The following is a 21,654-nucleotide window of genomic DNA, read 5'->3' as shown; positions in this document are numbered from 1 at the left end:
GTGTCGTTGACCGACTCGATGAGTTGGCGGACTTTCTTGAGCATCGGCTCGCCTGCTCGCAGGACCTCCTTCTTGCGCGACGGGCGCAGCAGCGTGATGCCCTGTTCGGACAGTGATCGTTCGAAGGTCTTCGAGGCGAACCCCTTGTCACTGATCAGCAGCAGCCCGGCCCGGTCCTTGATCATCTCGGCGTCGACCTCCAGCATCGCGGCCAGCACCTCGCGCTCGCCGAGCTTGGGATCTGCCAACGCCCACAGCATCGGCATCCCGGCCGGGGTGCACACCAGGTACAGGCGCAGACCCCAGAAGAACCGCGAGTGTGACGCGCAGTAGCCGTAGCCGGCGAAGCCGGCCAGGTCCGAACGCTTGACGGTGGGGCGGGACATGCCGCAGGGCACCGGGGTGGAGTCGGTGATCCACACGGTGTCATGCCAGAAGTCGGTGTCGCGGGCCAGTACCCGGATGATCCGTTTGATCCGCGGCAGTGCGGCACGCAGGCGCTTGTTGTACCCGGACTGTCCGGGCAGGTAGGGGAACAGATGCCGCAGGTGTGTGCGGGTGTAGCGCAGCCATCGGGCCTCATTGTGAAAGCCCAGCATCGCCTGCATGACGGCCAGGCACAGTAACTCGGAGTGGCTGAGCTTGGGTGGCCGACCAGGCAGCCGAGCCGAACCGGCCAGGTCATCGTCGATTTTGACGTAGAGTGCGATCACGAGGGTGTCCAGGTCTGTCGTCACAAACGGATCATGGACACCCTCGCCTCATGCTCGCAGGAATTTGGAATTACTCGTCTAGGCGAGGACTTGACCCCGCTGGGGCCAGATTCCTGCACAGATCTTGCCGACTCAAAACCGTCGACCTAGTTTTAACCGCGACGAAATTCGGGCGTGAGACACCCACAGTCGTCAACAGTTCCAACCGAAGGAGGCTCCTCGTGAGCCCTGCACCTTCCGGGCGAGGCGCGGCGATCGTGGGCGCCGGGATGATCGGCGACGTGCACCGGCGCGCCGCGATCCTCGCGGGCGCCGAGGTGGTCGGCGTCCTGGCGTCGTCCCCGCAGCGTTCGAAGCAGGTGGCGGACGGCTGGGGCGTGGCCGCGTACCAGGACCTCGCCGAGGTGCTGGCCGACGAACGCGTCGACGTCGTCCACGTCTGCACGCCGAACGCCACGCACGCGCCGTTCGCCGAGGCCGCACTGCGCGCCGGGAAGCATGTGATCTGCGAGAAGCCGCTCGGGATTTCGCTGGCGGAAGCCGAGCGGATGTCCGCCGCGGCGGCGGAAAGCGGCCTGATGGCGACGGTTCCGTTTGTCTACCGCTACCACCCTGTGGTGCGGGAGATCCGGGCCCGGCGGCAGGCCGGTGAGTTCGGCACCTGGAACCTGTTGCACGGCACCTACTTGCAGGACTGGATGCTCTCGCCGGACGCGTCGAGCTGGCGAGTCGACCCGGAGCTGGGCGGGCCGTCGCGGGCGTTCGCCGACATCGGATCGCACTGGTGCGACCTGGTCCAGTGGGTCTCCGGCGAGACGTTCACCGACGTGCTCGCGGAACTGTCCATCGTGGTCCCGACCCGCCCGGCGGCGGCCGGGCCGACCTTCGCCGGGCCAACCGAGGTCGCGGGCGATCGGGTCGAGGTGCGCACCGAGGATTCGGCGGCGCTGCTGCTGCGGACCGCCGCCGGGGTGCTGGGCTCGGCCACGATCTCGCAGGTCGCCGCGGGCCGGAAGAACCGGCTGTGGTTCGAACTGGACGGCGCGCTGGGCAGCGCGGTGTTCGACCAGGAGGATCCCGAGCGAATCTGGCTTGGCGGGTCCGACGGTAACCGCATCCTGGTCCGCGACCCCGAACACGGCTCGCCCGAGCAGCGCCGGTTGTCGAAACTCCCCGCCGGGCACGCGCAGGGGTACGCGCAGTGCTTCGAAGCGTTCGTCGCGGACACCTACGCCGCGATCGACGGCGGCAGCCCGGAGGGGCTGCCCACGTTCGAGGACGGTCTGCGGTCGGCCCGGCTGGTCGACGCCGTCCTCCGCTCCGCCCACAACGGTTCCTGGACGAAGGTGTGACCATGCAGCTCGGAATGCTCACCGGGTGTCTTCCGCAGTGGACGCTGGACCGGATCGCCAGTCGAGAACTGCGTGATGGAGGGCTGGCACCCGGACGGGTACCCCGGCAACCTGGCGTACTCACCGGAGACATCGCGCACCGAACCCTGCGCCCGCTGATCGTCGGCTGATGGGGGAGTCCTTGCTTTCCGTCCAGCTCTACAGCGTCCGCGAGCAGCTAGCCGCCGATCAGCCGGGAACCCTGGCGCGGCTGGCGGAGATCGGCTTCCGCCACGTCGAACCGTTCGGCCTCGGCACCCCGGACAAGCCGCTCGCCGACCGGCTGGCCGCAGCCCGCTCCCTGCGCTCCGACCTGGACGCGGCGGGTCTGGCGGTGTCGGCGGTGCACGCCGGGCTGCCCGGCGATGTCGCGGAACTGGTGGCGGAGTGCGCGATCCTCGGCGCCGACACGGCGTTCGTCCCGCACCCGCACCTGGTCGCGGGCTTCGGGGCGGACACCTTCGCCGACCCGGACCAGGTCGACGCCTTCGCGGAAGCCTTCGGCGCGGCTGCCGAAACGGTCGCGGCCGACCTGCGCCTGGGCTACCACAACCACTGGTTCGAATGGGCCGAGCTGCCCGACGGCACCACCGGCTGGGACCGCTTCTGGGGCCGCGCCGGGAACAATCTCCTCGCGGAGGTCGACGTCTACTGGGTGGTCGCGGCAGGCGCCGACCCGGCGGCGGTCCTGGCGGCGCTGGGCTCCCGGGCGGTCGCCGTCCACCTCAAGGACGGCCCGGCCGAACACCCCGCTCCGCAAACCCCGATCGGGACCGGCAAGGTCGACATCGCCGAAGCGCTGCGCGGTGCATCGTCGGGAATCCGTTGGCACGTGGTCGAAATCGACAGCACCGAACTCGACCCGTTCGATCTCCTCGCCACCAACGCCAACATCTTGGTGACCGAGGGCCATTCCCGCTGGGCATAGCCCGCAGCGACGCGTCCTCGTCGCGGAGGTCCTGGGCACCAGCGGCAACGCGGACATCTTCTGTTGGCTCCAATGAGCCGGATGAGTTGTTGCCGGGCGGTCGTCCCGCCCGGCAACAACTCACCTATCAGCGTGTCATGCCTTCAGCGCGTCCGAAGGGGGAACGCCTGGCTCGCCAGCGGGCTCGCAGTCGATGGGATTGACCGGAACGCCTGGCCCGTCGCTGGCGCCGTTGCGGTGGCTGGGCAGCGTCGGTGCCGGCACGCTGTCCGGCGTGCAGGTGACGGGCACAGTCGGGTACACGGGGCTCACATCAGTGCCTCCGGCGAGAGCGGCTGCGGACGTGGTGGCGAGACCGACAACAGCCAGGCCGGCCAACGTGAGTGACTGTGCGATTCGAATTGCCTTCATTTGAAAATCTCCGAATGTGTTGTGGTGTTTATTCTGAATGTTCATCGGAACGAGCACCAGAGTGCCTGATCTGGTGTTGGTGGAGCGTCAGGCAACGCCTTATCATTTCTTTAGGGCAGAAGGTGCAGGCCGTGTTGCCCGTATGCACTTTTCGCTCGTCAAGGGCGGCACGCACTATGGTATAGGAGTGCTATGCGCGTACTGGTGGTCGAGGACGAGCGAATGATGGCGGACGCGGTCGGTGAGGGTTTGCGGGATAACGGACTTGCCGTGGACGTCGTTTATGACGGTGCCGCCGCGCTCGAGCGATGCGTCAGCACCAGCTACGACGTCGTTGTACTCGACCGGGGACTCCCCTTGGTGCACGGCGACGAAGTATGCCGCTCGCTCGTCGCGGAGCATCGCGAGACACGGATCTTGCTGCTCACCGCTGCGTCCGCGGTCGCCGACCGAGTCGCTGGACTCGAACTCGGTGCGGATGACTATCTACCCAAACCGTTCGCCTTCACCGAACTCGTCGCCAGAGTGCGCTCGCTGGGACGACGGAGCAGGCCGGCTGTACCGCCGATACTTCAACGCGCAGGCATCGCCTTGGACCCGGCACGGCACCGGGTCACGCGTCACGATCACCCGGTTTCCTTGACTAAAAAGGAATTCATCGTCCTCGAAGAATTGCTTCGTGCGGATGGTGCGGTCATTTCGGCTGAGGAACTGTTGGAAACGGCATGGGACGAGAACATCGATCCCTTTACCAACGTCGTGCGCGTAACTATGGCAACGCTGCGGCGCAAACTGGGCGATCCCTCACCTGTCGAGACCGTTTCCGGTGTTGGGTACCGGATCCCGTGAAACGCTGGCCGCTGCGGGTCAGGCTGACAATCGCGTACGTGCTGCTGACAGCGGTCACGGGCGGGATAATGCTCGGGCTGATCCTGCTGATGACGCAGCCGGTGACCCCAGTGGGTACCACCAGCGCCTCCCCGGTTTCTGGCTCGGCGCCATTGGACGTCGACCCCGAGCTTCCGGTGACGTCGGGAACTGATCAAGGAGATCCGGAACTCGTCGATGTTACCGGCACCGTGACCTATTCGTCCGTGGTTGGAAACGGTGTCATCGCCCTGGCGATCGTCATGGTGGTGGCGTCTGTCCTCGGGTGGTTGACGGCCCGGCGTGCGCTGCGCCCGGTCCGGTCCATCACGAGTGCTGCTCAACGGGCGGCTGCCCAGGAGTTGAGCACGCGCATTTGCCTGTCCGGGCCCAACGACGAGATCAAGGAACTCGCCGATGCGTTCGACCACATGCTGGCGCGGCTGGAGTGTTCGTTCGCCAGCCAGCGCAGATTCCTCGCGAATGCCGCTCACGAGCTGAAGACCCCGGTAGCGGTGCAGCGAGCGGTCGCCGAGGTGGCGATGGCGCGACCTGACGCCGAAACGGGGACCATAGAGCTGGGCCGCAAATTCCTCGCCAGCCTGGACCATCAACAGCGAGTACTCACTGGCCTGTTCGCGTTGGCCCAAAACGCTGAGACCGTCGAGCGGAAAGACACCGTCAACCTGGCTGACCTCACTCGCGACATCCTGCACGAGCGAATCGCCCGTTCCGACGAACAGATCGAGCCCAAATCGGAACTCGACGTGACCAAGGTCCGTGGTGACGCCGCCCTGCTCGAGCAACTGATCCGCAACCTCATCGAAAACGCTTTCGTCCACAATGAACCCTGCGGTTGGTTGTTCGTTCGCACCGTCGGCACGCCGACCGAGTCCGTCCTAGAGATCGCGAACGGCGGTACCCACATCGACACCACCAGAATCGACCAATTGTTCGAGCCGTTCAGGCGGTTGTGCTTCAACAGGGCGAACCCACCCCCGGGCAGCGGCCTCGGACTCTCGGTGGTGCGAGCGATCTCCGAAGCACATGGCGGTTCCGTCACTGCTCGGCCACGTGACGAAGGCGGGCTCGTCGTCCGGGTTTGCTTGCCAGCTGCATGACACATGTCCGGCGAGCAGGCTTAACCGGTGCGGCCGCTGACGAGAGCTGTCGCTGGCGTGCGCGGGCGGTCACCGCCGACCCCCCACAGTTTCAATTGAAACTGTGGCCTTTGGGCCGCGAGGGTTGCCGCACTGCGTGGTGCAGTCGCCGTCGATCGACCGCCTTGGTCAGGCCAACAACGCCGTGCTTCGCTGCGACGTAAGCCGAAACGCTGCCCATGCCGGCCACGCCGAGGTTCGATGCGTTGTTGACGATCGCCCCGCCACCCGACGCGAGGATCGCCGGAACCTGGTATTTCCTACCGTAGAACACGCCGCTCAGGTTGAGGTCGATCTCCGCGCCCCAGCGCCACGACCCCGCTAGGTCGACGCGCACCGCACGATCCGGTACACCGTCGAGCCCCCGAGAAGGTGCAGGGCTCCAAGGTCGTGCACGGGCTGCGCGGCTACTACGACGACATGGACGCGATCACCAGCTTCCACCCGTTCTACATGCTGCCGCTGTGCAACACCGTCCGCGGGACACGCATTGCGGCGCAGCCCGCGCGCCCGGCGCGAACGCCACCCTGATGACGATGTACTCGCTCTCGAAGTCCACACAGGACTCCATGCTCCGGCGTTCGGCGGCTGGTCGCTGTCCGAGGCGATCCTGAGCGCGGGTAACGCCACCGCCGACAACCCCCGGCTGGGATTGCCCAGAACCGAACGGGATTCCCCCGGTCTGCCACGACGTCGCCTGATCAGCGGGTTTCGGGGGGCCTCGGACGTCTCTTGGAGGTTCCGCGTCCCTTGTCGTGAACGTCCGAGTCCGATCACTATCAAGCGATCTTTATCCGATACAGTGCGTTTGCGTCAGGGGGACACGCGCGTGTGCCTGCGGGCGGGGCAGCGCGTCCGCGGCGTGCCGAGCGGCCTGTCCCTTAGCGGGCCAGAACCATGGAAAGTGCGTGGAAGTGACAACCCAGAACGAGCCTTCGGCACCCCCTGGAAAGCCGAGCCGACGCCGGTCCGAGCGGTCGAACAACTCCATCCGGTCGCGGCTGACCTGGGTAGTCGTCATTCCGTGGATCGTCGTCGGCATCCTCTGGGTCGTAGGGTGCGCCCTGTTCGCCTTCCCGGCCGTCTACACCCAGCAGGTCGCCTCCGGCGTCCGGCAGCTGTCGCTGCCCGCGATGGCCGCGCTGGAGGAGGTGAAGAAGGAACGCCTGCGCAGCCTGGAGGTCGTGAGCCAGCCGGGGCTGGGCATGACCGAACTGGTCGACCAGCAGGCCCGGACCGACCGCGCGATCGGTGAGATGAACGCTGTAGCCGGCGGGCTGCTCGAGTCGGCGCCGGACGAGATCCGGCGACCGATGGCCGACCTGACCGGCTACTTCGGTCGGATGAGCGACATCCGCTCGAAGGTCGCCGCCAAACAGGCCACGGTCGAAGAGATCGACGACTTCTACAACGGCCTGTTCGACACCGCCACGTACCTGGCCGACATACAGGCGCGGATCGTCCCCGACCCGGAGACGCTGCAAGGCGCGCTCACCGCGGCAGACCTCTTCCGGGCCACGGACATGTTCTCCCGCGAGGCGTCGCTGGTCGGTACCGCGCTGAGCAACGGCCAGATGACCCCCGAGCAGCACCGGCAGATCGTCCGCTACATCGACGCGCTCCACACCACGATGGAACAGAGCGCCTCGACCCTGCTGCCGAACGTCCGCGTGCGGTACGAGCAGCTGCTGGCCAGCTCCGCCTGGCAGGAGTTGATCGCTGCCGAGAACCGCATCATCGCCACCCCCGGCTTCAGCAAGAGCCAGGCGCCGGTGAAGCTCGAAGACTGGCGCCGGATCACCAACGAGGTCGGCACCGACATGTCCGGACTGGTGTACACCCAGGCGGACGACGTCTCCGCCGCAGGCGTGGACAACGGAAACAGTCCGCTGTGGACGGTCCTGTGGGGCGGGCTGGGCGCCTTGGCGGTCGCGATCGTGTCGTTCATCTTCTCCCGCCGCGTCTACCGCACGGTCGTCGACGAGGCGCTGCTGACCCGGCTCCAGGGCCTGCGCACCGAATCGCTGGAAATGGCCCAGAAGCTGCCGGACGTCGTGCGTAGGCTGCGCAACGGCGAGCCCGTCGACGTGCAGACCGAGATGGTGGCGCTGGAACACTACGGCCACGACGAGGTCGGCCAGGTGGCGCAAGCGATCCGGCTGTTCCAGCAGGAAGCGGTGGAGGCGGCCGTCGGCGAGACCCGGGCCCGGCAGGGTGCGCGCGTGGTGTTCGTCGGCATGGCGCACCGGATCCAGCGGCTGCTGCGGCACATGCACGGCACCATCGACCAGTTGGAGCGCAACGAGGAGAACTCCGCGCAGCTGGCCAAGCTGTTCGACCTGGACAACTCGACCACCCGCGCCCGGCGCACGGTGGAGAACCTGCTGGTGCTCGGTGACCAGCAGCCGGGCCGGCGGTGGAGCCGCCCGGTCGCGCTGATGGACGTGCTGCGCTCGTCGGTCTCGGAGATCGACCAGTACTCGCGCGTGGTCATCGGGCACGTCCCGGAGGTGATGGTCAGCGGTGCCGCCGTCGGCGACGCGATCCACCTGATCTCCGAACTGATCGACAACGCGACCGCGTTCTCCCCGCCGACGACCCAGGTGCACGTGGACGCCACGGCGGTGGCGCGCGGCATCGCCATCGACATTGCCGACCAGGGTCTGGGCATGGACGCGGCGACTCGCGACCACGCGAACTCGATGATGTCCGAGCCGCCGGAGTTCGACCGGCTGGTGCTGGAGAACAACAAGGCGGAACAGCTGGGCCTGTTCACCGCCGCGCGGCTGGCGCACCGCCGCGACATCACCGTGAAGTTCGGCGTTTCCGCTTACGGCGGAACCCGCGCCACCGTGCTGCTGCCGGACCGCATCCTGGACGCGGACACCGCGCTGAGCACCAGCAACGGCAGCGGCGGGCTGCCCGGCTTGCCGACCGGGCGCGGAGCGGAAAGTGGTGCCAAACACCAACTCGAAGCACCAGCGGAGGTGCCGCAGCCGCGGGAATTGGGCTGGAATGGGGTCATGACCGACCAGCCCACCCCGCCGGCACCGGAGCCGGTCGAAACGACTTACGAGTGGCCGAAGTCGGAAACTGCCCCGCAGGCCGACCCGCCCCGGTTCGAGCCTGCGCCGCAACCCGACCCGAACCCGGCACCGCTGCCGGAGTCCCCGGCGCAGCGGCGGCGGGCCGCGGGTGGACGTCCGGCGTTGCCCAAGCGCGTCCCGCAGACGCACCTCGCGGATGGCCTGCGCGACGACCCGGACCAGGAGGAGCAGGCTGTCATCGCATCCCCGACCCGGTTGGCGGGGTTCCGGCGGGCGTTCCGCGGCGGCTTCGACGACGCGCCCGACGACCGCTCGTAAACAGACCAGACAACAGAGCAAGTGGTGAGGTGGGCATGACCGATACAGCATCGAAACTGAGTTGGCTGCTGGACGACTTCGTGCAGGGCGTGCACGGTGCCGACCACGCCGTCGTGCTGTCCAACGACGGCCTGGTGATCGCCAAGTCCGCCGGCATGGACCGCGACTCCGCCGACAAGTTGGCGGCTGCTTCGTCGAGCATGCGCAGCATCGGCAAGGGCGTCAGCAAGGACTTCGACCGAGGACAAGTGGCGCAGACGCACGTCGAGATGGAGCGCGGATTCCTGTTCGTCTCCGCCGCCGGCAGCGGGGCCTGCTTGGCAGTGCTCAGCGCGTCGGAGACGGACATCGAGCTGGTCGCCTACGAGATGGGCCGACTGATCACCCGGGTCGGCAGCTTCCTGTCGGCCGCTCCGAGGGACGTGCGTGGCGTGGCGGCGGAAAGGACCTGAGCGTGGACGAGGCGTGGTACGACGATGAAGCGGGCCCGATAGTTCGCCCGTACACGATCACGCGTGGTCGCACTACCGGCAGGCACGCCCGGATCGACACGGCCAGCCAGATCATGACCGTCGAGCCCCAGCTGGAGACACCGCGGCTGGAACTGACCCCGGAGTACCGCTGGATCCTGGACGCCTGCGTGCGTCCGGTGTCGCTGGCGGAGCTGGCAGTCCTGATGCAACAGCCGTTGGGCGTGGTCCGAGTCCTGTGCAGCGACCTGCTCGACCACGGCGCCATCCTGGTGCGCTCGCCGCGTACCGAAGTCAGCCGAGAAATCCTGGAGCAGGTGTACCGTGGGCTTTGCCGACTTTAGCCCGGCCGAAGGCCGTTCCTCGCAGCACATACCCGTGCCGGGGCGGATCGATCCGGCCCACGAGTCCAATGCGGCGCCGATCCCCGTGAAACTGGTGATCGCGGGCGGTTTCGGCGTGGGGAAGACGACGCTCGTCCGTGCGGTCAGCGAGATTCCGCCGCTGACCACCGAGGAGGAGATGACCGTCGTCAGCGAGGGCGTGGACGACCTCACCGGCGTCGAGCGCAAGGCGACCACGACGGTCGCGCTGGATTTCGGGCGCATCACCATCTCCGAGAGGATCGTGCTGTACCTGTTCGGCGCGCCGGGCCAGAACCGGTTCTGGCCGCTGTGGAACGACCTCGCGCAGGGTGCGGCCGGTGCCGTGGTGCTGGTCGACACCCGGAAGTTGGAGGACGGGTTCGCTTCGATCGACTTCTTCGAGCGGCGTGACATCCCGTTCGTGGTGGCCGTGAACGTCTTCGACGATGCGCACCACTACGAGCCGGAAGAACTCCGCGAGGCGCTGACGATCCCGTCGGATGTGCCGATCGTGCTCTGCGACGCGCGGGACCGGGAACTCACCAAGAACACCCTGACGACCTTGGTCAGGCACGCCATCGAGATGCTACCGTCCACATCGGACGTTGCTTGATGGTGATCAGCCCACGATGGGTTCGGTTCGGCAGCGGAAGTGGCGGAGGACGGCGGGGGCGTGGGTCAGGCGGTAGCCGGGGACCTGTTCGGGGTTTTTGGCAATGCCGGCCAGGATCTCGGTGACGTACTCCAGTGGCTCCGGTCGTAGACGCGGCGGGGCAACGCCAGCCGAACCAGCTCGAACGGCGGCGCGACGACGAGTTCGTTGTTCTCGTCGAAGACGCCCATGAACAGGGAACCGCCGGAGCAGCGGATCCCGCCTTCCCGGTACAGGGCGCAACTTAGCGCCTGGTCGGGCAGTTCCTGCGGTTTCAGGTGCGGCAGCAGCGTCCCGGCGTTGACGTACACGGCGTTCAGCGCGGTCGGCCGCACCGTCTGCACCCCGGCGGCGTGGAGGCGTTCGGCGAGGAACGCGGCATCGTGCGATAGCCCGTCCTTCTTCAGGCTCGCGACCGCTCCGTCGGCGAGTTCGAAGGCCCGACGTGCCACGTCCCTCGGGCTCCAGTCCGGGTAGCCCGGTTCGCGTCGGGTGACCAGCCAGGCGTTTTCGGCGAACCGGGCGGCGTCCAGGATCAGCGGCACGCCGTGCTCGCGGGCCACCGCGCTGATCTCCGCCAGGTTGGACATGGACACCGGGTGGCCGCCGACGCCGTTGTTGGTGATGGTGACCAGGATCTGCCCGACCCGGTGGCCATCCGGGCCGTCGAGGACGCCTTTGACGGCGTCGACGTCGATGTTGCCCTTGAACGGCTCGTCACTGCTCAGATCGAAGGCCTCCGCGCTGGGCAGGTCCCGGGCCTCCGCGCCGAGCAGTTCCACGTCGGCCCGGGTGGTGTCGAAGTGCATGTTGCTGAGGCTGATCTGGCCCGGCTCGAGCAACGCGCCGAACAGCACCCGCTCGGCGGCGCGGCCCTGGTGCACCGGCAGGACGTGCTGGTAGGGGACCAGGTCGCGGACCGCGTCCTGGAACCGGTAGTACGACTCCGCCCCGGCGTACCGCTCGTCCGCCCGCTGCGACCAGGCCTGCTGGTCGACGGAGACCGCGCCGGTGCCGGAGTCGGACAGCAGGTCGATGCTGACCTTGTCGGCCCGGATGCTGAACGGGTTGTGGCCGGCGCGGTCGAGTTCGGCGATGCGTTCTTCACGCGTGGTGATGGGAATGGGGCGCACGACTGCGGCGACGAACGGCCGGAGATGCGGCATGTGGAGCTCGCCCAACGGTGGTGCGGTGACGGGGTTTCGCCGGGCAGCGGCCGGTGGCCGCACCCGGTGGTTCTCGGTGTGCTCAGTCTTGGTTGGGAGTTCCGCCGTACGCCTCGGACGAGACGTAGACCGAGGTTCCCGTTCTGTTCGGACTCAGCCGCAGTGACACGTGGGCGAGCAGTCCGGCGCGGGCGTCCAGCGGGCGGTCGGTGACCGCGCCGATGATGTCGTCGAGCATCGCGGGGTCGGCGGAGCGGCGCGCAGCCGGTCTAGCGCCAGGTCGTGACGGGGTGCCAGTGTCGCGACGAGGTTCTGGGCGGCCTTGTGGTTGGCCGCCCGGCTGGGGCGGGGTCGCCAGCGCCTCGGCGTGGATCCGCAGGTGCCGTGCTCCGTTGTCTTCGAACTGGACTGAGAATTCCAGCGGGGTTGCGTCGTCGGCGATGTCGGAGGGCCACCGCGGCGGTTCGGACAGCGGCCGTGATTCAACCGGTCCGAGGATCTCGTCGAGCAGTTGGACCGGCGTGGATTTATCGATGTCTATGACGTCGCAGAGATTCGCCAACTGTCTTTTTGCTAACTCGCCCAGCGTGGTATCGACAACCCGCAAGGAAACCCCGATCCATGTGATCCCCCAATTGGTGCTCGTAGCCGAGCGCGGGTCACCTTAATACGCACAATTCGGACCCGCCAGGTCCGCCGGAGTGATCTTAAGCATCGTTCTATTCGCATGGCGAGGGTAGTGCGATTACGAGGTGCGATGAGAACTCCTGGGCGCCTCGTCGAGATCTATTCGTGATGAAAAGATCTTCGCCATTTGAATTCGAAATGATACGGGGATCAATAGTCCTGTGGCATTTGTCACTCGCATCCATTCGAGCTTCATCTTGACTCAAGTGCTGCGCATGTCCACTCGAATCGGAATCCCGCCGGTCGGCGTCCGGGAAGCGGACGGTGGCGGTGGAACTGACGCCGCGCGTCGTTCGGGTCCTGGGCCAACGAAAGCGCCAGGTCGGCGTCACGGCCGGTGCTGGAACGTCTCCGGTAGACTTCGTCGGCCGGGGCGCAGAGTGGAAGCGAGAGTATCGATGGCACGTGATGGGGACCGCAGCGGTTTCTCCCGGGACGTGAGCAGGATCGATCCTTTCTGCTGGATCCCGGTGGCCCCGATGCTGCTCCTGGCTTTGGCGACCGTGCTGATGGGCGTGCCGCTGCTGGGGTTGCTGCTGCTGATCCTCGCGCTGGCGATCGTGGGTTTCGACATGTGGGTGAACAACCGCCGCAAGTCGTCGCAGCGCCGTCTGCGCCCCTCCGCCGTGAGCCGCCGCGTCGCGAACCCACCCGCCGTCCGGCGCGCCCGACTGCCTCGGCACGCGCGGCGGCCCCCCGCGACGGTGGCGCCCGAAACGGGGCGACCCGTGCCGTGAACCAGCCGCGTCGCAACCCCACCGGACAGGGAGCGCGCCCGCAACAGCGCCCCTCCGGGCATCCTGGTGCCCGCCGCTGACAGTCGCACCGCCGACGAGGTACAGGGTGCGGCGACTCCAGGTCGCGGCGATAAGCGCGCAGCGAGTTCGCCGCGAGCTTCCTGGCCTGCAGGTGCTCCGGGTACGGATGGTATAGGCAACCTCCGAACCTAGCCGCTCACGTGCGCCCTAATTCCCGCAGGTCGCACCCGCACATTCCGTTACCAAGCAATGATAATCCGTCTGCTCCTCGCCGACTTACACCCACGGAAAGCCGAGGAGAGGGACACGTGTTCGCACGTTTTTTATGGTCGCTTGATCAGGTGAAACACCCCGCAGGAAACCCGAAAACCACGATCCAGCACCGAAACCACCCACACGCCGAAGACGACAACCCACCCCACCAGACCGCCAGCAAGAACACCGTGTGCGGTTTCAAGCGCGATAGCCCCGAAAACCACGCACGGGCCCCCGTGGGCGTGATCATGTCGCTGACCGGCCCGGCTACGGCTCAACCCGAAACCGAACCACCACGTGATCCTGCCCGGCGTGCGCACGCAGATCTGGGGCTGCGAAGGGCTCTTCCCCGGTCCGACCATCATCTCCAGGCGCGGCCGGAAGACGATCGTGCGGCACCGCAACGAGCTGCCGGTACCGACGTCGTGCACCTCCACGGCGGGCGCACGTCACCAGAACACGACGGCTATCCCACAAATCTCGTGCTGCCGCACGGCTGGCGGCACGACGAACATCACGTCGGCGAGGTGCACCGATGTGATTGCGCGGCGCGCATCCTGCACGAACGCGGGACACGGCCCCTGACCAGATGAAACGCTGATTCATCAGAGCTTGATGTGGAGGCGTTGGCCCGCGTTGATCGTGCAGGTATCGGGGAAGCGGAGGACGGGGCCCGACTCGTCGGTGGTCGGGTGCATCTCGATGGGGGTGCCGTCGAGGGTTGCCCGAGGGACGCGGCTGGTGGCGTCGAGGCGGAGGGTTCGCAGCTTCAGGCGGCCGTGGTGGAGGTCGATCGTGCTGCTGCTTTCCGACTCCGCGCGGGTCTGGCGGTAGGTGCCCCAGCCCTCGGCCGTCGTGAACGCCGCCGCGAAGTTCTCGGGGCCGATCTTGGGAGCGAAGCCCAAATGGCCGCCGGGGCCGTGGTGTTCGAACCCTAGGGCGCTCAGGTAGGTGCCGAAGCTGGACATCGAGCGCGCGTAGTGGTCGCTGCATTCGATCTCGTTGTACGGGTTCCGGCGCAGCGGGCCGTAGCGGTCGTGCACGGAGCGGGCGACCGCTAGGCCCTCGTCGACCATGCCTTCGGCGATCAGGTGCGCCGCCACCTGGTACTCGATGCCGTGCCAGGCCTCGTTGAAGTAGCTCACCGACCAGTTGTCGCCGGCCTCGTCGCCGCCGCCGTTCGGCCAGGTGCACATCACCAGCGCGGGGACGTCCGCGTCGTAGAAGATCCGCCCGCCTTCGATCGGGCTGTTCTGCCGGTACTCCATCGGTCGCGGCACGAAGTTGTGCCGCCAGATGCTGCGCAGCGCCGACCGGGTCGGCTCGGGCGGCAGCACTCGGGGCAGCCCGAGCTGGGTGGCCCAGCTCGGGCCGAGCAGCTGGTCGGCGAAGCAGCCGCGGTTGGTGTTGACCGAGCCCGGGTGCGCGGGATCGAGTTCGTGCACGAAGTACTCGCCGTTGAACAGGTCTCGCACGATCACTTCGGTGCCGCTCGTCGCCAGCTCGGTGCAGCGCCGGGCGAACGCGTCGTCGCCGACCTCGCCGGCCATCGCCGCCCCGGCTCGCAGCGCCGCCAGGTACAGCCCGGAGAGCCAGCTGTTGCGGCCGAACCAGGTTGCGTCCTGGGTGTTCGGCTGCGCGCCGTCGAGGATTCCGTCCGGCTCCGCGTCGGAGGCGATCAGGTACTCGACCGCCTGCCGGGTTCGCGGCCAGACCCGTTGCAGCCACTGGGAATCCGGCGACATCTGGTGCTCGCGGTAGATCCGCAGGATCGTCCCGGCCTGCCCGTCGACCGCCGGGCTCCGGTCGGCTTCGCCGCGCATGCTCAGCTGCCCGGTCGCGGCGTGGAACCCGATCCCGAGGTCCACGCGTTCGCGGGTGTCCCGCTCCACGGTGGGGAACAGGCGGGCGAGCGCGTGCGCGTAGTGCCAGACGTGCGTGCAGGTCCCGGCGCAGCAGTAGGCGCCCTCCCAGCCGTAGAACCGGCCGTCGGCGAACCGGTAGCAGGTCGACGTCGACAGGATCGTGGTGTTGGTGGCGACCCGCTCCAGCAGCCAGTGCGGCAGCGTCGAATCCTCGTACCAGGTGCGCTGCCACGCCCGCGTTCCGTCGATCAGGCGCTCTTGCTCGCGAGCCAGGTGCGCGACGACGTCCTGCGCGCTGCCGAACCGGGCCGCGTAGTGCCGCAGCAGCTCTCGGCTGTGTTCGAGGAAGGACAGTCCCTCCCGGTCCGGCACGGGGAAGAACCAGGCCAGGACGAACCGGATCATCCGCTGCTCACCAGGAGCTAGCGTCATGCCTGCCCGAACCACTGCGGCGCTGCGTTCGGCCAGACCGTCCACTGTGGATGAGCCGGAGTTCGGCTCGAAGAGATCTTGCGGCGAATCCCAGGACGCCGCAGCCGGGAACACTTGCGCCCGGTCGGTGCCGAGCACGGCGAGGGCGGCGGTGCCATGATCCGGCAGCTCCGGTAGGGCGGGCCGCGCTGGGGCGTGATCGGTGAGCCGGAGCTGGTCGACCCCGACGTGCCCCCAGGGCCCGGTCTCGGCGTCGATGATCTCGACGACCGCGTCCTTGCCCTGCCACGGCCCCAGGTAGAGCACGCGGTCGGCCAGGTGGTCGCTGAACGAACCGGTGGCGGTGCCGACGACATCCCCGTCCACGACAACGTTGAGGCAGCACGTGCCCGGGTAGTTCCCGCCGCTGATACGGAACCTCAGGTAGTTGCGGTCGATCCGGAACGGCTCGCTGCGCAGTGTCCCGGTCGCGCGGTCCCTGGCGCCCGCGTCGTCGCCGGGCGCGCTCGCGTGCGAATCGACCATCCGCATCCCGAACGCCCCCGCCTCGCCCTGGTAGCGGGGCCGGTCGAGGGTGCGGACCGGGCCGATGCCGAACGCGTCCCCGGTGGCGGACCAGCCCGCGTAGTCGGGCTTCTCCCAGTCCTCCAGTACGAGGTCCGGGCGAGCCGGGTTGTCGGCGGCCCCTTCGGCGGCGGTGAACTGCACGCCGGCCGCGCCGTCGAGCGCGAACTCCTGGGAGCGCAGCCGGAGCGGGCGGGTGTGCCGGCTGGTCAGGCACACGGGGTTCGCCAGGAAACCGGCGATCGCCACGTCCACTGTGGCCGGTCCGGTGTTCGTCGCGGTGTAGTCGAGGAATACCGCCGGGTACGAGCTGTCGTCGATCTCGGTCGGGATGAACGGCGAGCACGCATCGAGCCTGACCTGCACCGGTTCCTGCGGATCGGCGTAGTCGACCGTCGCCGCCGGTGGCCGTCCCGCGAAGGTCGCGTCCGGGAAGCCCCGCGCGTCGAGCCAGCGGGTGCGCACGTCGTCGCCGTCGGTGACGCGCACCGCGAAGCCTTGCTCGACTGGGGAGCTCGGCAGCATCGGCCGGGTGAAGTGCAGATCGTTGATGTTGGCCGGGGCGGTCCGGTTGTCGACGTCCCAGAGCCAGAGCCGCCCGTCGCCGCCCAGGTGGAGCTGCCCGCAGCCGATGCCGCCGATCGGCAGCCCGACGTACTTCAGCTCCTCGCCGCGCAGCCGGCTCGGTTCGCCTCGGCCGGTCAGGTCTTCGCGTTCGGTTTCGGCGGACACCGCACACTCCTCATGGGCTACCGCGCGTGATCGGCGGACTTCGGGGAGAAACCAGCCAAGCCTAGGAATCCGCGGCGTCGCGGAGGGGCCAATCCCGCGTTGATCATCCGGTCGGACGAGGAGACCCGCGAGGAGTCAATCGACGACTGAGCCCAACCGTGCGAGCAGCTCGTCCAGCAACGGCAGCGAGGTCGCGTGGTTGAAGCGGATGAAGCCCCGTCCGGCCGTCGAACCGGGCGGGGCGCATCGCGTCCCGGCGTTGACCCGGACGCGAGCCTCGTGCAGCAGCACGTCCGCCGGGTCCGGGCCCAGCTCGCGAACGTCCAGCCAAGCCAGGAAACCGGCCTGGCCGCAGTGCAACCGGACCTGCGAGCGCTCATCCGCCCACACCTGCAGCCGGCGGCGCGTGCGGTCCAGGTAGCTGCGCACGGCTGTGAGCCAGCCGCCGTCGTCGCGCCACAGCGCGGTCGCGACGGCGAGACCGGGCACCGAGGCGCGCATCGCCTCGTACGGCGGAATGGTGTCGAGGACGTGCCTCGTCGATTCCTGGCAGGCCAGCACGGCAGATTTGAGGCCAGGCACGTTCCACGCCTTGGACGCGCTGGTCACCGCCACGGCGTGCGACGCGGCAAGCTCGCTGACCGCTGCGTAGGGGATGAACTCCTGGTCGCTCGCGCGCAGCGGGGCGTGGACCTCGTCGCTGATCACGAAAGCGCCGTGCCGGTCGGCGAGCTCGGCGATCGTCTGCAGCTCCTCACGCGACCACACCCGGCCGGTCGGATTGTGCGGGTGGCAGAGCAGCACCGCCCGCGCCCCGGCGGCGACCGCGTCGAAGTCGATCCGCCAGCCCTCTCCGGTGGGCAGCAGCGCGCATTCCCGGACCGGCCGGTCGAGGTGGGTGAGCAGGGCCAGGAACGGGGGATAGGTCGGGGTCAGCAGCACGACGCCGTCGCCGGGTACGGTCAGGCGGCGCAGCGCCGCGTCGAGCCCGGACATCACGTCGGCTACGGGAGTGAGCAGTGCGGGATCGACCCGCCAATCCTGTTCCCGCGCAGCCCAATCGGCGAACGCCGCCAGGTACTCGTCGGCCAGCGGGTAGCCGAAATCGGATCGCTCGACCAGTTCCAGCAGCACGTTCCGGGCAACCGCGCACAGCGGGTAGTCCATCTCGGCGACCCAGGCGGGCAGGACGTCGGGGGCGACCAAGGCCCACTTCTGCGAACGGCGGCGCCGCAGCTCGTCGGGGTTCAGGGCGTCGAACTCGGCGTGCAACTCCGCAACGGTCATTTCCACGATTGTGCAGCCACCCGGCTCGCCCAGCCACGATCGGCGAAATTCGTTGGCGGGATCCCGGGTACTCGTGGTTAGGTCCGGGGCATGTCCGACATCGTCGCTGCTGGGCACTTGCGCGCGTGGGTTCGGGAGGACTTCGACGTCGATCTCGTGGCTGTCGATCCGGTAGGGAACGGCGCCGACGTGGCCGCGGAAGTCTGGCGCGGGACTTCTGCCGTGGGGGAGCGGTACGCGGTCAAGTGGAGTGGTGGCGGCACGACGGCCGGGCTGGCGGTGTCGGCGTGGCTCGCCGAGCGCGGGGTGCCGGGGGTCGTCGGACCGGTGCGGACGCGTGGCAGCGGGTTGTGGAGCGAGCGCGCGGGGCGTCGGTTGTCCCTGGCGCCGTGGGCATCCGACGAGGGCGCGTTGAACGGCGGGATGACGGCAGAACACTGGGAGGCATATGGGGCGATGCTCGCGCAGGTGCACGCCGCGCTCGCGGCGGATGCGCCGAAGTCGCTGCCTCGCGAGGAACACACGCATGAGCGTTGGGCATCGGCCGTTCGCGTCCTCCACGGCGAGTGCACTTCCGACGATCTTCCGGCCGATGACCTGGTGCGCACCCTGACCTCGGAGTGGCGCGCTGCGGCGGATCGCATCGCGGCGCTGCTCGCGCAGGCCGACGCCCTGGGGCGGAAACTCCGCGCGCAGTACGCGCCCAACGTCGTCTGCCACGGCGATCCGCACCTGGGGAACCTGCTGCTGCGGGGGGCGGACGTGTTCCTGATCGACTGGGACGATGCGGTTCTCGCGCCGCGCGAACGGGATCTCCTGTTCGTGATCGGCGGGGTCCTGCTCCCGTTCGCGCCGGTCAGCCGGCAGGAACAGCAGTGGTTCTTCGCTGGTTACGGGCCGGTGGACATCGACCCGCACCGCCTGACCTATTACCGGTGCGTTCGAGCCCTGGAGGACCTCGCTGTCCCGGCCGCCCAGGTGCTGGAACTCCGCGAGCCGACGGCCGAGCGAGCAGAAGCGCTGTCCCTCTTCCGAGGCGTCGTGTCGTCCACCGGGCTCGCCGGTCTCGCACTCGCCTCGGCGCAGGCCGGCTGAACGGCGACTTCAACGGCGATCCCGCGCCAGCTGATCTTCCCGAGCGCGAAACCGCCTCGCCGATCGAGATCGTGCGGGCGGCCCGGTCCTCGGCGTGCGGCTCGTCCAGCCGCTGATCACGATGTCGGGCGGAACCGGTTCAGCGCGGTCGGGTCCGAGCCAGGCCGGAGTCAGCGGGCAAGCGCTCGTTTCGACTCCTGCGCATCCCTTCACCGGATGGCTGGCGAGAGCGGCGATCTCGCCTGGCGCGGTGGACGTGGTATGTACCTCGTCGGTCAGGCGGCGCCCTTGCTTCGTTTCGCGCCGTCGGCCGAGCGTGGCGGGAAGGTCTCGTCGCAGCGCCTCTCGACCCCGTCCCCATGCGGATACCGCACAGCCTGCCCGACGCCGAAACCCGTCGTCGACGCAGTTCTCACGGCAGCCGGCCGGAGGTGCGCAGCAGGTCGAGCAGTCGGTCGACGAACTCGGCTTGGGCAGGGTTGAGCTTCTCGCGGGCGGTTTCCGGGTCGCACCACAGGGCGCGGTCGACCTCCGGGAAGCTCTGGCGGCGGCCCGACTTCGGCGGCCATTCCATCTCGAACTCGTTGCTGCGCAGGGCGTTCTCGTCGAAGTCGCCCTCGACGGCCCAAGCCGTCACCAGTTTGCCGTTGCGCTGTTTCACCTCGCCGAGCCCCGAGTGCTCGCGGTCGGTCAACGGCATGCCGGTCTCCTCGGCGAACTCGCGGGTGGCCGCGGCCAGCGCGTCCTCGTCCGGCTCGTGCTCGCCCTTGGGGATGGACCACGCCCCGGCGTCCTTCTTCTTCCAGAACGGACCGCCCGGGTGTACGACGAGGACCTGCGGTGATCCGTCCTCGATCTTGAACAGCAGGATGCCGGCGCTTCGTTTGCTCACCCCACCAGTGTCGCGCACCCGGGCGGTACCGCAGCACGGTGTCCGAAGTGGATGGTCGCGCCGGACGCGTGGTTCCGGTCCGTCGGCGAGCCGCTCTGGCGGAATTCGTGAAACCGGTCGATGCTGGCAGCGTGGAACGGGTCGTGCTGCACGTGGATCTCGATCAGTTCATTGTCGCGGTCGAGCTGCTGCGACATCCCGAGCTGCGGGGACGGCCGGTGCTCGTCGGCGGGTCCGGCAACCCGAAGGAGCGCGGCGTGGTGGCCGGGGCGTCCTACGAGGCCCGGGAGTTCGGGGTCCGCTCCGGGACACCGCTGCGCACTGCGGCAGCCCGTTGCCCGGAGGCGGTGTTCCTGCCCGCCGACCGCGAGACCTACCTCGCCGCGTCCGCCGACGTGATGGCGGCGTTGCGGGAGGTCGGCGGCATCCTGGAGGTCGCGGGGTGGGACGAGGCGTTCATGCTGGTCGACACCGAGGGCGCCGAGTTCACCGCGCGATCGGTGCAGCGGCACGTGCGGGAACGCACCGCCCTGGCGTGCTCGGTGGGCATCGGCGACAACAAGCTCCGCGCGAAACTGGCCTCCGGGATGGCCAAACCCGCCGGGGTGTTCCGGCTGGACATGTCCAACTGGGTCGAGGTGATGGCGTCGCGGCCGACGGACGCGTTGTGGGGTGTCGGGGCGAAGACGGCGAAGAAACTCGCGGCGCGCGGCATCGCCACCGTCGGTGACCTGGCGCGGACCGCGATGGCCGACCTCGCGGGCGAATTCGGCCCCAACATCGGGCCCTGGCTGGTCGCGCTCGCGCACGGCTACGACTCGACGCCGGTCACCGACGAGCCCTACCAGGCGCGCTCGCACGGCCGTGAGGTCACCTTCCAGAAGGACCTCCGAGACGAAGCCGAGATGCGCTCGGAGATCACCCGCCTGTCGCGGGTCGTCGCCGATGACCTGGCCGTTGAGGACGCCCTGGCCCGCCGGGTCGTGGTGAAGGTGCGCGATTCCCGCTTCGCCACCCACACCCACGGAGTGTCGCTCCCGGCTCCCACCCGCGAAGCCGACGCCATCGAGCGCGCCGCCCAGACCGCACTCGGCTGGTTCCCGCTGGACCGCCCGGTCCGCCTGCTCGGCGTCCGCGCCGAGATCGCGCGCGCGGCAAGCTGAAGCGAACGGCCTGTTCGCCTCGCTAGGCGGCACGAACGGATGCTCCTATAGATGTCAAGCGGCGGGTGCAAGGTCGTTTTGGGTGACTTGTGTGGTGGTCAGGGCGTGGTAGACCTCGCGGGCGACGAATCGTTTGAGGCAGCGCATGATCTCTTTCTTCGAGAGTCCTTCCTTGGTGCGGCGTTGGACGTAGGCGCGGGTGCGTTCGTCGTGGCGCATGCGGACCAGGACGATGGTGTGCAGGGCGTTGTTGGCGGCGCGGTCGCCGCCGCGGTTGAGGCGGTGGCGGTGGGTGCGGCCGGAGGACGCGGGGATCGGTGCGGCCGCGGTCAGGTGCGCGAACGCTGCTTCGGAGCGCATGCGTTCGGGGTTGTCCCCGGCGGAGGTCAGCAGCTGGCCGGCGGTTTCGGGGCCGACGCCGAACAGCTCCAGCAGT

At 68.5% G+C, this 21,654-nt stretch carries 20 protein-coding genes and 2 pseudogenes; 14 read left to right on the top strand and 8 right to left on the bottom strand.

What is annotated here, in order from left to right:
* Positions 1-737: IS982 family transposase (locus SSPN_RS0125105; RefSeq protein WP_010310416.1), on the bottom strand; the 737-nt coding region annotated here is incomplete at its 3' end.
* Between the two features lie 197 nt (positions 738-934).
* On the opposite strand from SSPN_RS0125105, the gene SSPN_RS0125100 reads away from it, so the two are divergent.
* From SSPN_RS0125100 to SSPN_RS0125080, 5 genes are all read left to right on the top strand, one after another.
* Entirely contained in the window at positions 935-2,065 is a 1,131-nt protein-coding gene (locus SSPN_RS0125100; RefSeq protein WP_010310414.1) for a Gfo/Idh/MocA family protein, read from the top strand.
* 2 nt (positions 2,066-2,067) lie between these two features.
* Entirely contained in the window at positions 2,068-2,235 is a 168-nt protein-coding gene (locus tag SSPN_RS57020; RefSeq protein ID WP_170121615.1) for a hypothetical protein, read from the top strand.
* Positions 2,235-3,032: a sugar phosphate isomerase/epimerase family protein gene (locus SSPN_RS0125090; protein WP_010310408.1), complete on the top strand. Its 798-nt coding sequence runs from the start codon at positions 2,235-2,237 to the stop codon at positions 3,030-3,032. The genes SSPN_RS57020 and SSPN_RS0125090 overlap by 1 nt, the downstream gene beginning before the upstream one ends.
* A 603-nt stretch (positions 3,033-3,635) precedes the next feature.
* Complete coding sequence (locus tag SSPN_RS0125085) at positions 3,636-4,292, top strand: response regulator transcription factor (protein WP_010310406.1); 657 nt, start codon at positions 3,636-3,638, stop codon at positions 4,290-4,292.
* Positions 4,293-4,360: 68 nt separating this feature from the next.
* The gene (locus SSPN_RS0125080; protein ID WP_158309642.1) at positions 4,361-5,431 is read left to right on the top strand and encodes a sensor histidine kinase; all 1,071 of its coding nucleotides are present in this window, start codon (positions 4,361-4,363) and stop codon (positions 5,429-5,431) included.
* Between the two features lie 91 nt (positions 5,432-5,522).
* Here SSPN_RS0125080 and SSPN_RS0125075 read toward each other — a convergent pair whose 3' ends face one another.
* Positions 5,523-5,807 (bottom strand): SDR family NAD(P)-dependent oxidoreductase, encoded by a 285-nt coding sequence (locus SSPN_RS0125075; protein ID WP_010310403.1) that lies wholly within the window; start codon positions 5,805-5,807, stop codon positions 5,523-5,525.
* Between the two features lie 35 nt (positions 5,808-5,842).
* On the opposite strand from SSPN_RS0125075, the gene SSPN_RS58635 reads away from it, so the two are divergent.
* The 5 genes from SSPN_RS58635 (at position 5,843) to SSPN_RS0125050 (ending at position 10,283) form a co-directional block, all read left to right on the top strand.
* Positions 5,843-6,001, top strand: coding sequence for a hypothetical protein (locus SSPN_RS58635; protein WP_010310402.1), 159 nt, complete (start codon positions 5,843-5,845; stop codon positions 5,999-6,001).
* A gap of 377 nt (positions 6,002-6,378) precedes the next feature.
* Complete coding sequence (locus tag SSPN_RS45690) at positions 6,379-8,835, top strand: sensor histidine kinase (RefSeq protein ID WP_010310401.1); 2,457 nt, start codon at positions 6,379-6,381, stop codon at positions 8,833-8,835.
* A gap of 35 nt (positions 8,836-8,870) precedes the next feature.
* Positions 8,871-9,287 carry a roadblock/LC7 domain-containing protein gene (locus tag SSPN_RS0125060; protein WP_010310399.1) on the top strand — a complete coding sequence of 139 codons (417 nt, stop codon included), beginning with the start codon at positions 8,871-8,873 and terminating at the stop codon, positions 9,285-9,287.
* Positions 9,288-9,289: 2 nt separating this feature from the next.
* Positions 9,290-9,649, top strand: a complete 360-nt coding sequence (locus SSPN_RS0125055; protein WP_010310396.1) for a DUF742 domain-containing protein — start codon at positions 9,290-9,292, stop codon at positions 9,647-9,649.
* A gap of 34 nt (positions 9,650-9,683) precedes the next feature.
* Positions 9,684-10,283: a GTP-binding protein gene (locus SSPN_RS0125050; RefSeq protein WP_010310394.1), complete on the top strand. Its 600-nt coding sequence runs from the start codon at positions 9,684-9,686 to the stop codon at positions 10,281-10,283.
* Positions 10,284-10,289: 6 nt separating this feature from the next.
* On the opposite strand, the pseudogene SSPN_RS45685 reads toward SSPN_RS0125050, so the two are convergent.
* Positions 10,290-11,488 (bottom strand): annotated as a pseudogene (locus SSPN_RS45685) (tryptophanase).
* 82 nt (positions 11,489-11,570) lie between these two features.
* Entirely contained in the window at positions 11,571-12,095 is a 525-nt protein-coding gene (locus SSPN_RS0125040) for a hypothetical protein (RefSeq protein ID WP_083822108.1), read from the bottom strand.
* Positions 12,096-12,573: 478 nt separating this feature from the next.
* Here SSPN_RS0125040 and SSPN_RS45680 point away from each other — a divergent pair, with 478 nt between their 5' ends.
* Positions 12,574-12,912 (top strand): hypothetical protein, encoded by a 339-nt coding sequence (locus SSPN_RS45680; protein ID WP_010310388.1) that lies wholly within the window; start codon positions 12,574-12,576, stop codon positions 12,910-12,912.
* A gap of 576 nt (positions 12,913-13,488) precedes the next feature.
* Positions 13,489-13,688: pseudogene (locus tag SSPN_RS51885) on the top strand (multicopper oxidase domain-containing protein); the annotation flags it as partial.
* 105 nt (positions 13,689-13,793) lie between these two features.
* Here the strand turns inward: SSPN_RS51885 and SSPN_RS45675 are convergent.
* Both SSPN_RS45675 and SSPN_RS0125015 read right to left on the bottom strand, forming a co-directional pair.
* Entirely contained in the window at positions 13,794-16,781 is a 2,988-nt protein-coding gene (locus SSPN_RS45675) for a GH116 family glycosyl hydrolase (RefSeq protein ID WP_010310385.1), read from the bottom strand.
* A gap of 135 nt (positions 16,782-16,916) precedes the next feature.
* Positions 16,917-18,068 (bottom strand): MalY/PatB family protein, encoded by a 1,152-nt coding sequence (locus SSPN_RS0125015; RefSeq protein WP_010310383.1) that lies wholly within the window; start codon positions 18,066-18,068, stop codon positions 16,917-16,919.
* Between the two features lie 90 nt (positions 18,069-18,158).
* Between SSPN_RS0125015 and SSPN_RS0125010 the strand changes: the two genes are divergently transcribed.
* A complete protein-coding gene (locus SSPN_RS0125010) occupies positions 18,159-19,163 on the top strand; it encodes a phosphotransferase enzyme family protein (RefSeq protein WP_010310381.1) in 1,005 nt (334 codons plus the stop codon).
* A gap of 412 nt (positions 19,164-19,575) precedes the next feature.
* On the opposite strand, the gene SSPN_RS0125005 is transcribed toward SSPN_RS0125010, so the two are convergent.
* Positions 19,576-20,055 carry an NUDIX hydrolase gene (locus SSPN_RS0125005; RefSeq protein ID WP_044575565.1) on the bottom strand — a complete coding sequence of 160 codons (480 nt, stop codon included), beginning with the start codon at positions 20,053-20,055 and terminating at the stop codon, positions 19,576-19,578.
* A 131-nt stretch (positions 20,056-20,186) separates the two neighbouring features.
* Here SSPN_RS0125005 and SSPN_RS0125000 point away from each other — a divergent pair, with 131 nt between their 5' ends.
* Positions 20,187-21,218, top strand: coding sequence for a DNA polymerase IV (locus SSPN_RS0125000; protein ID WP_029535700.1), 1,032 nt, complete (start codon positions 20,187-20,189; stop codon positions 21,216-21,218).
* Positions 21,219-21,272: 54 nt separating this feature from the next.
* On the opposite strand, the gene SSPN_RS0124995 is transcribed toward SSPN_RS0125000, so the two are convergent.
* The coding region (locus SSPN_RS0124995) for a transposase (RefSeq protein ID WP_148271994.1) at positions 21,273-21,654 on the bottom strand (382 nt) is incomplete at its 5' end.

This window comes from Saccharopolyspora spinosa NRRL 18395, from assembly GCF_000194155.1.
Classification (GTDB): domain Bacteria; phylum Actinomycetota; class Actinomycetes; order Mycobacteriales; family Pseudonocardiaceae; genus Saccharopolyspora; species Saccharopolyspora spinosa.
The sequence above is the reverse complement of the archived record's forward strand: the minus strand, read 5'-3'. Positions and strand labels throughout refer to the sequence as shown.

Bases quoted from the DNA above. Each gene is read 5' to 3' on its own strand.
- SSPN_RS57020 (WP_170121615.1), top strand. From the start codon at position 2,068: ATGCAGCTCGGAATGCTCACCGGGTGTCTTCCGCAGTGGACGCTGGAC.
- SSPN_RS0125090 (WP_010310408.1), top strand. From the start codon at position 2,235: ATGGGGGAGTCCTTGCTTTCCGTCCAGCTCTACAGCGTCCGCGAGCAG.
- SSPN_RS0125085 (WP_010310406.1), top strand. From the start codon at position 3,636: ATGCGCGTACTGGTGGTCGAGGACGAGCGAATGATGGCGGACGCGGTC.
- SSPN_RS0125080 (WP_158309642.1), top strand. From the start codon at position 4,361: ATGCTCGGGCTGATCCTGCTGATGACGCAGCCGGTGACCCCAGTGGGT.
- SSPN_RS0125060 (WP_010310399.1), top strand. From the start codon at position 8,871: ATGACCGATACAGCATCGAAACTGAGTTGGCTGCTGGACGACTTCGTG.
- SSPN_RS45680 (WP_010310388.1), top strand. From the start codon at position 12,574: ATGGCACGTGATGGGGACCGCAGCGGTTTCTCCCGGGACGTGAGCAGG.
- SSPN_RS0125015 (WP_010310383.1), bottom strand. From the start codon at position 18,068: ATGACCGTTGCGGAGTTGCACGCCGAGTTCGACGCCCTGAACCCCGAC.
- SSPN_RS0125010 (WP_010310381.1), top strand. From the start codon at position 18,159: ATGTCCGACATCGTCGCTGCTGGGCACTTGCGCGCGTGGGTTCGGGAG.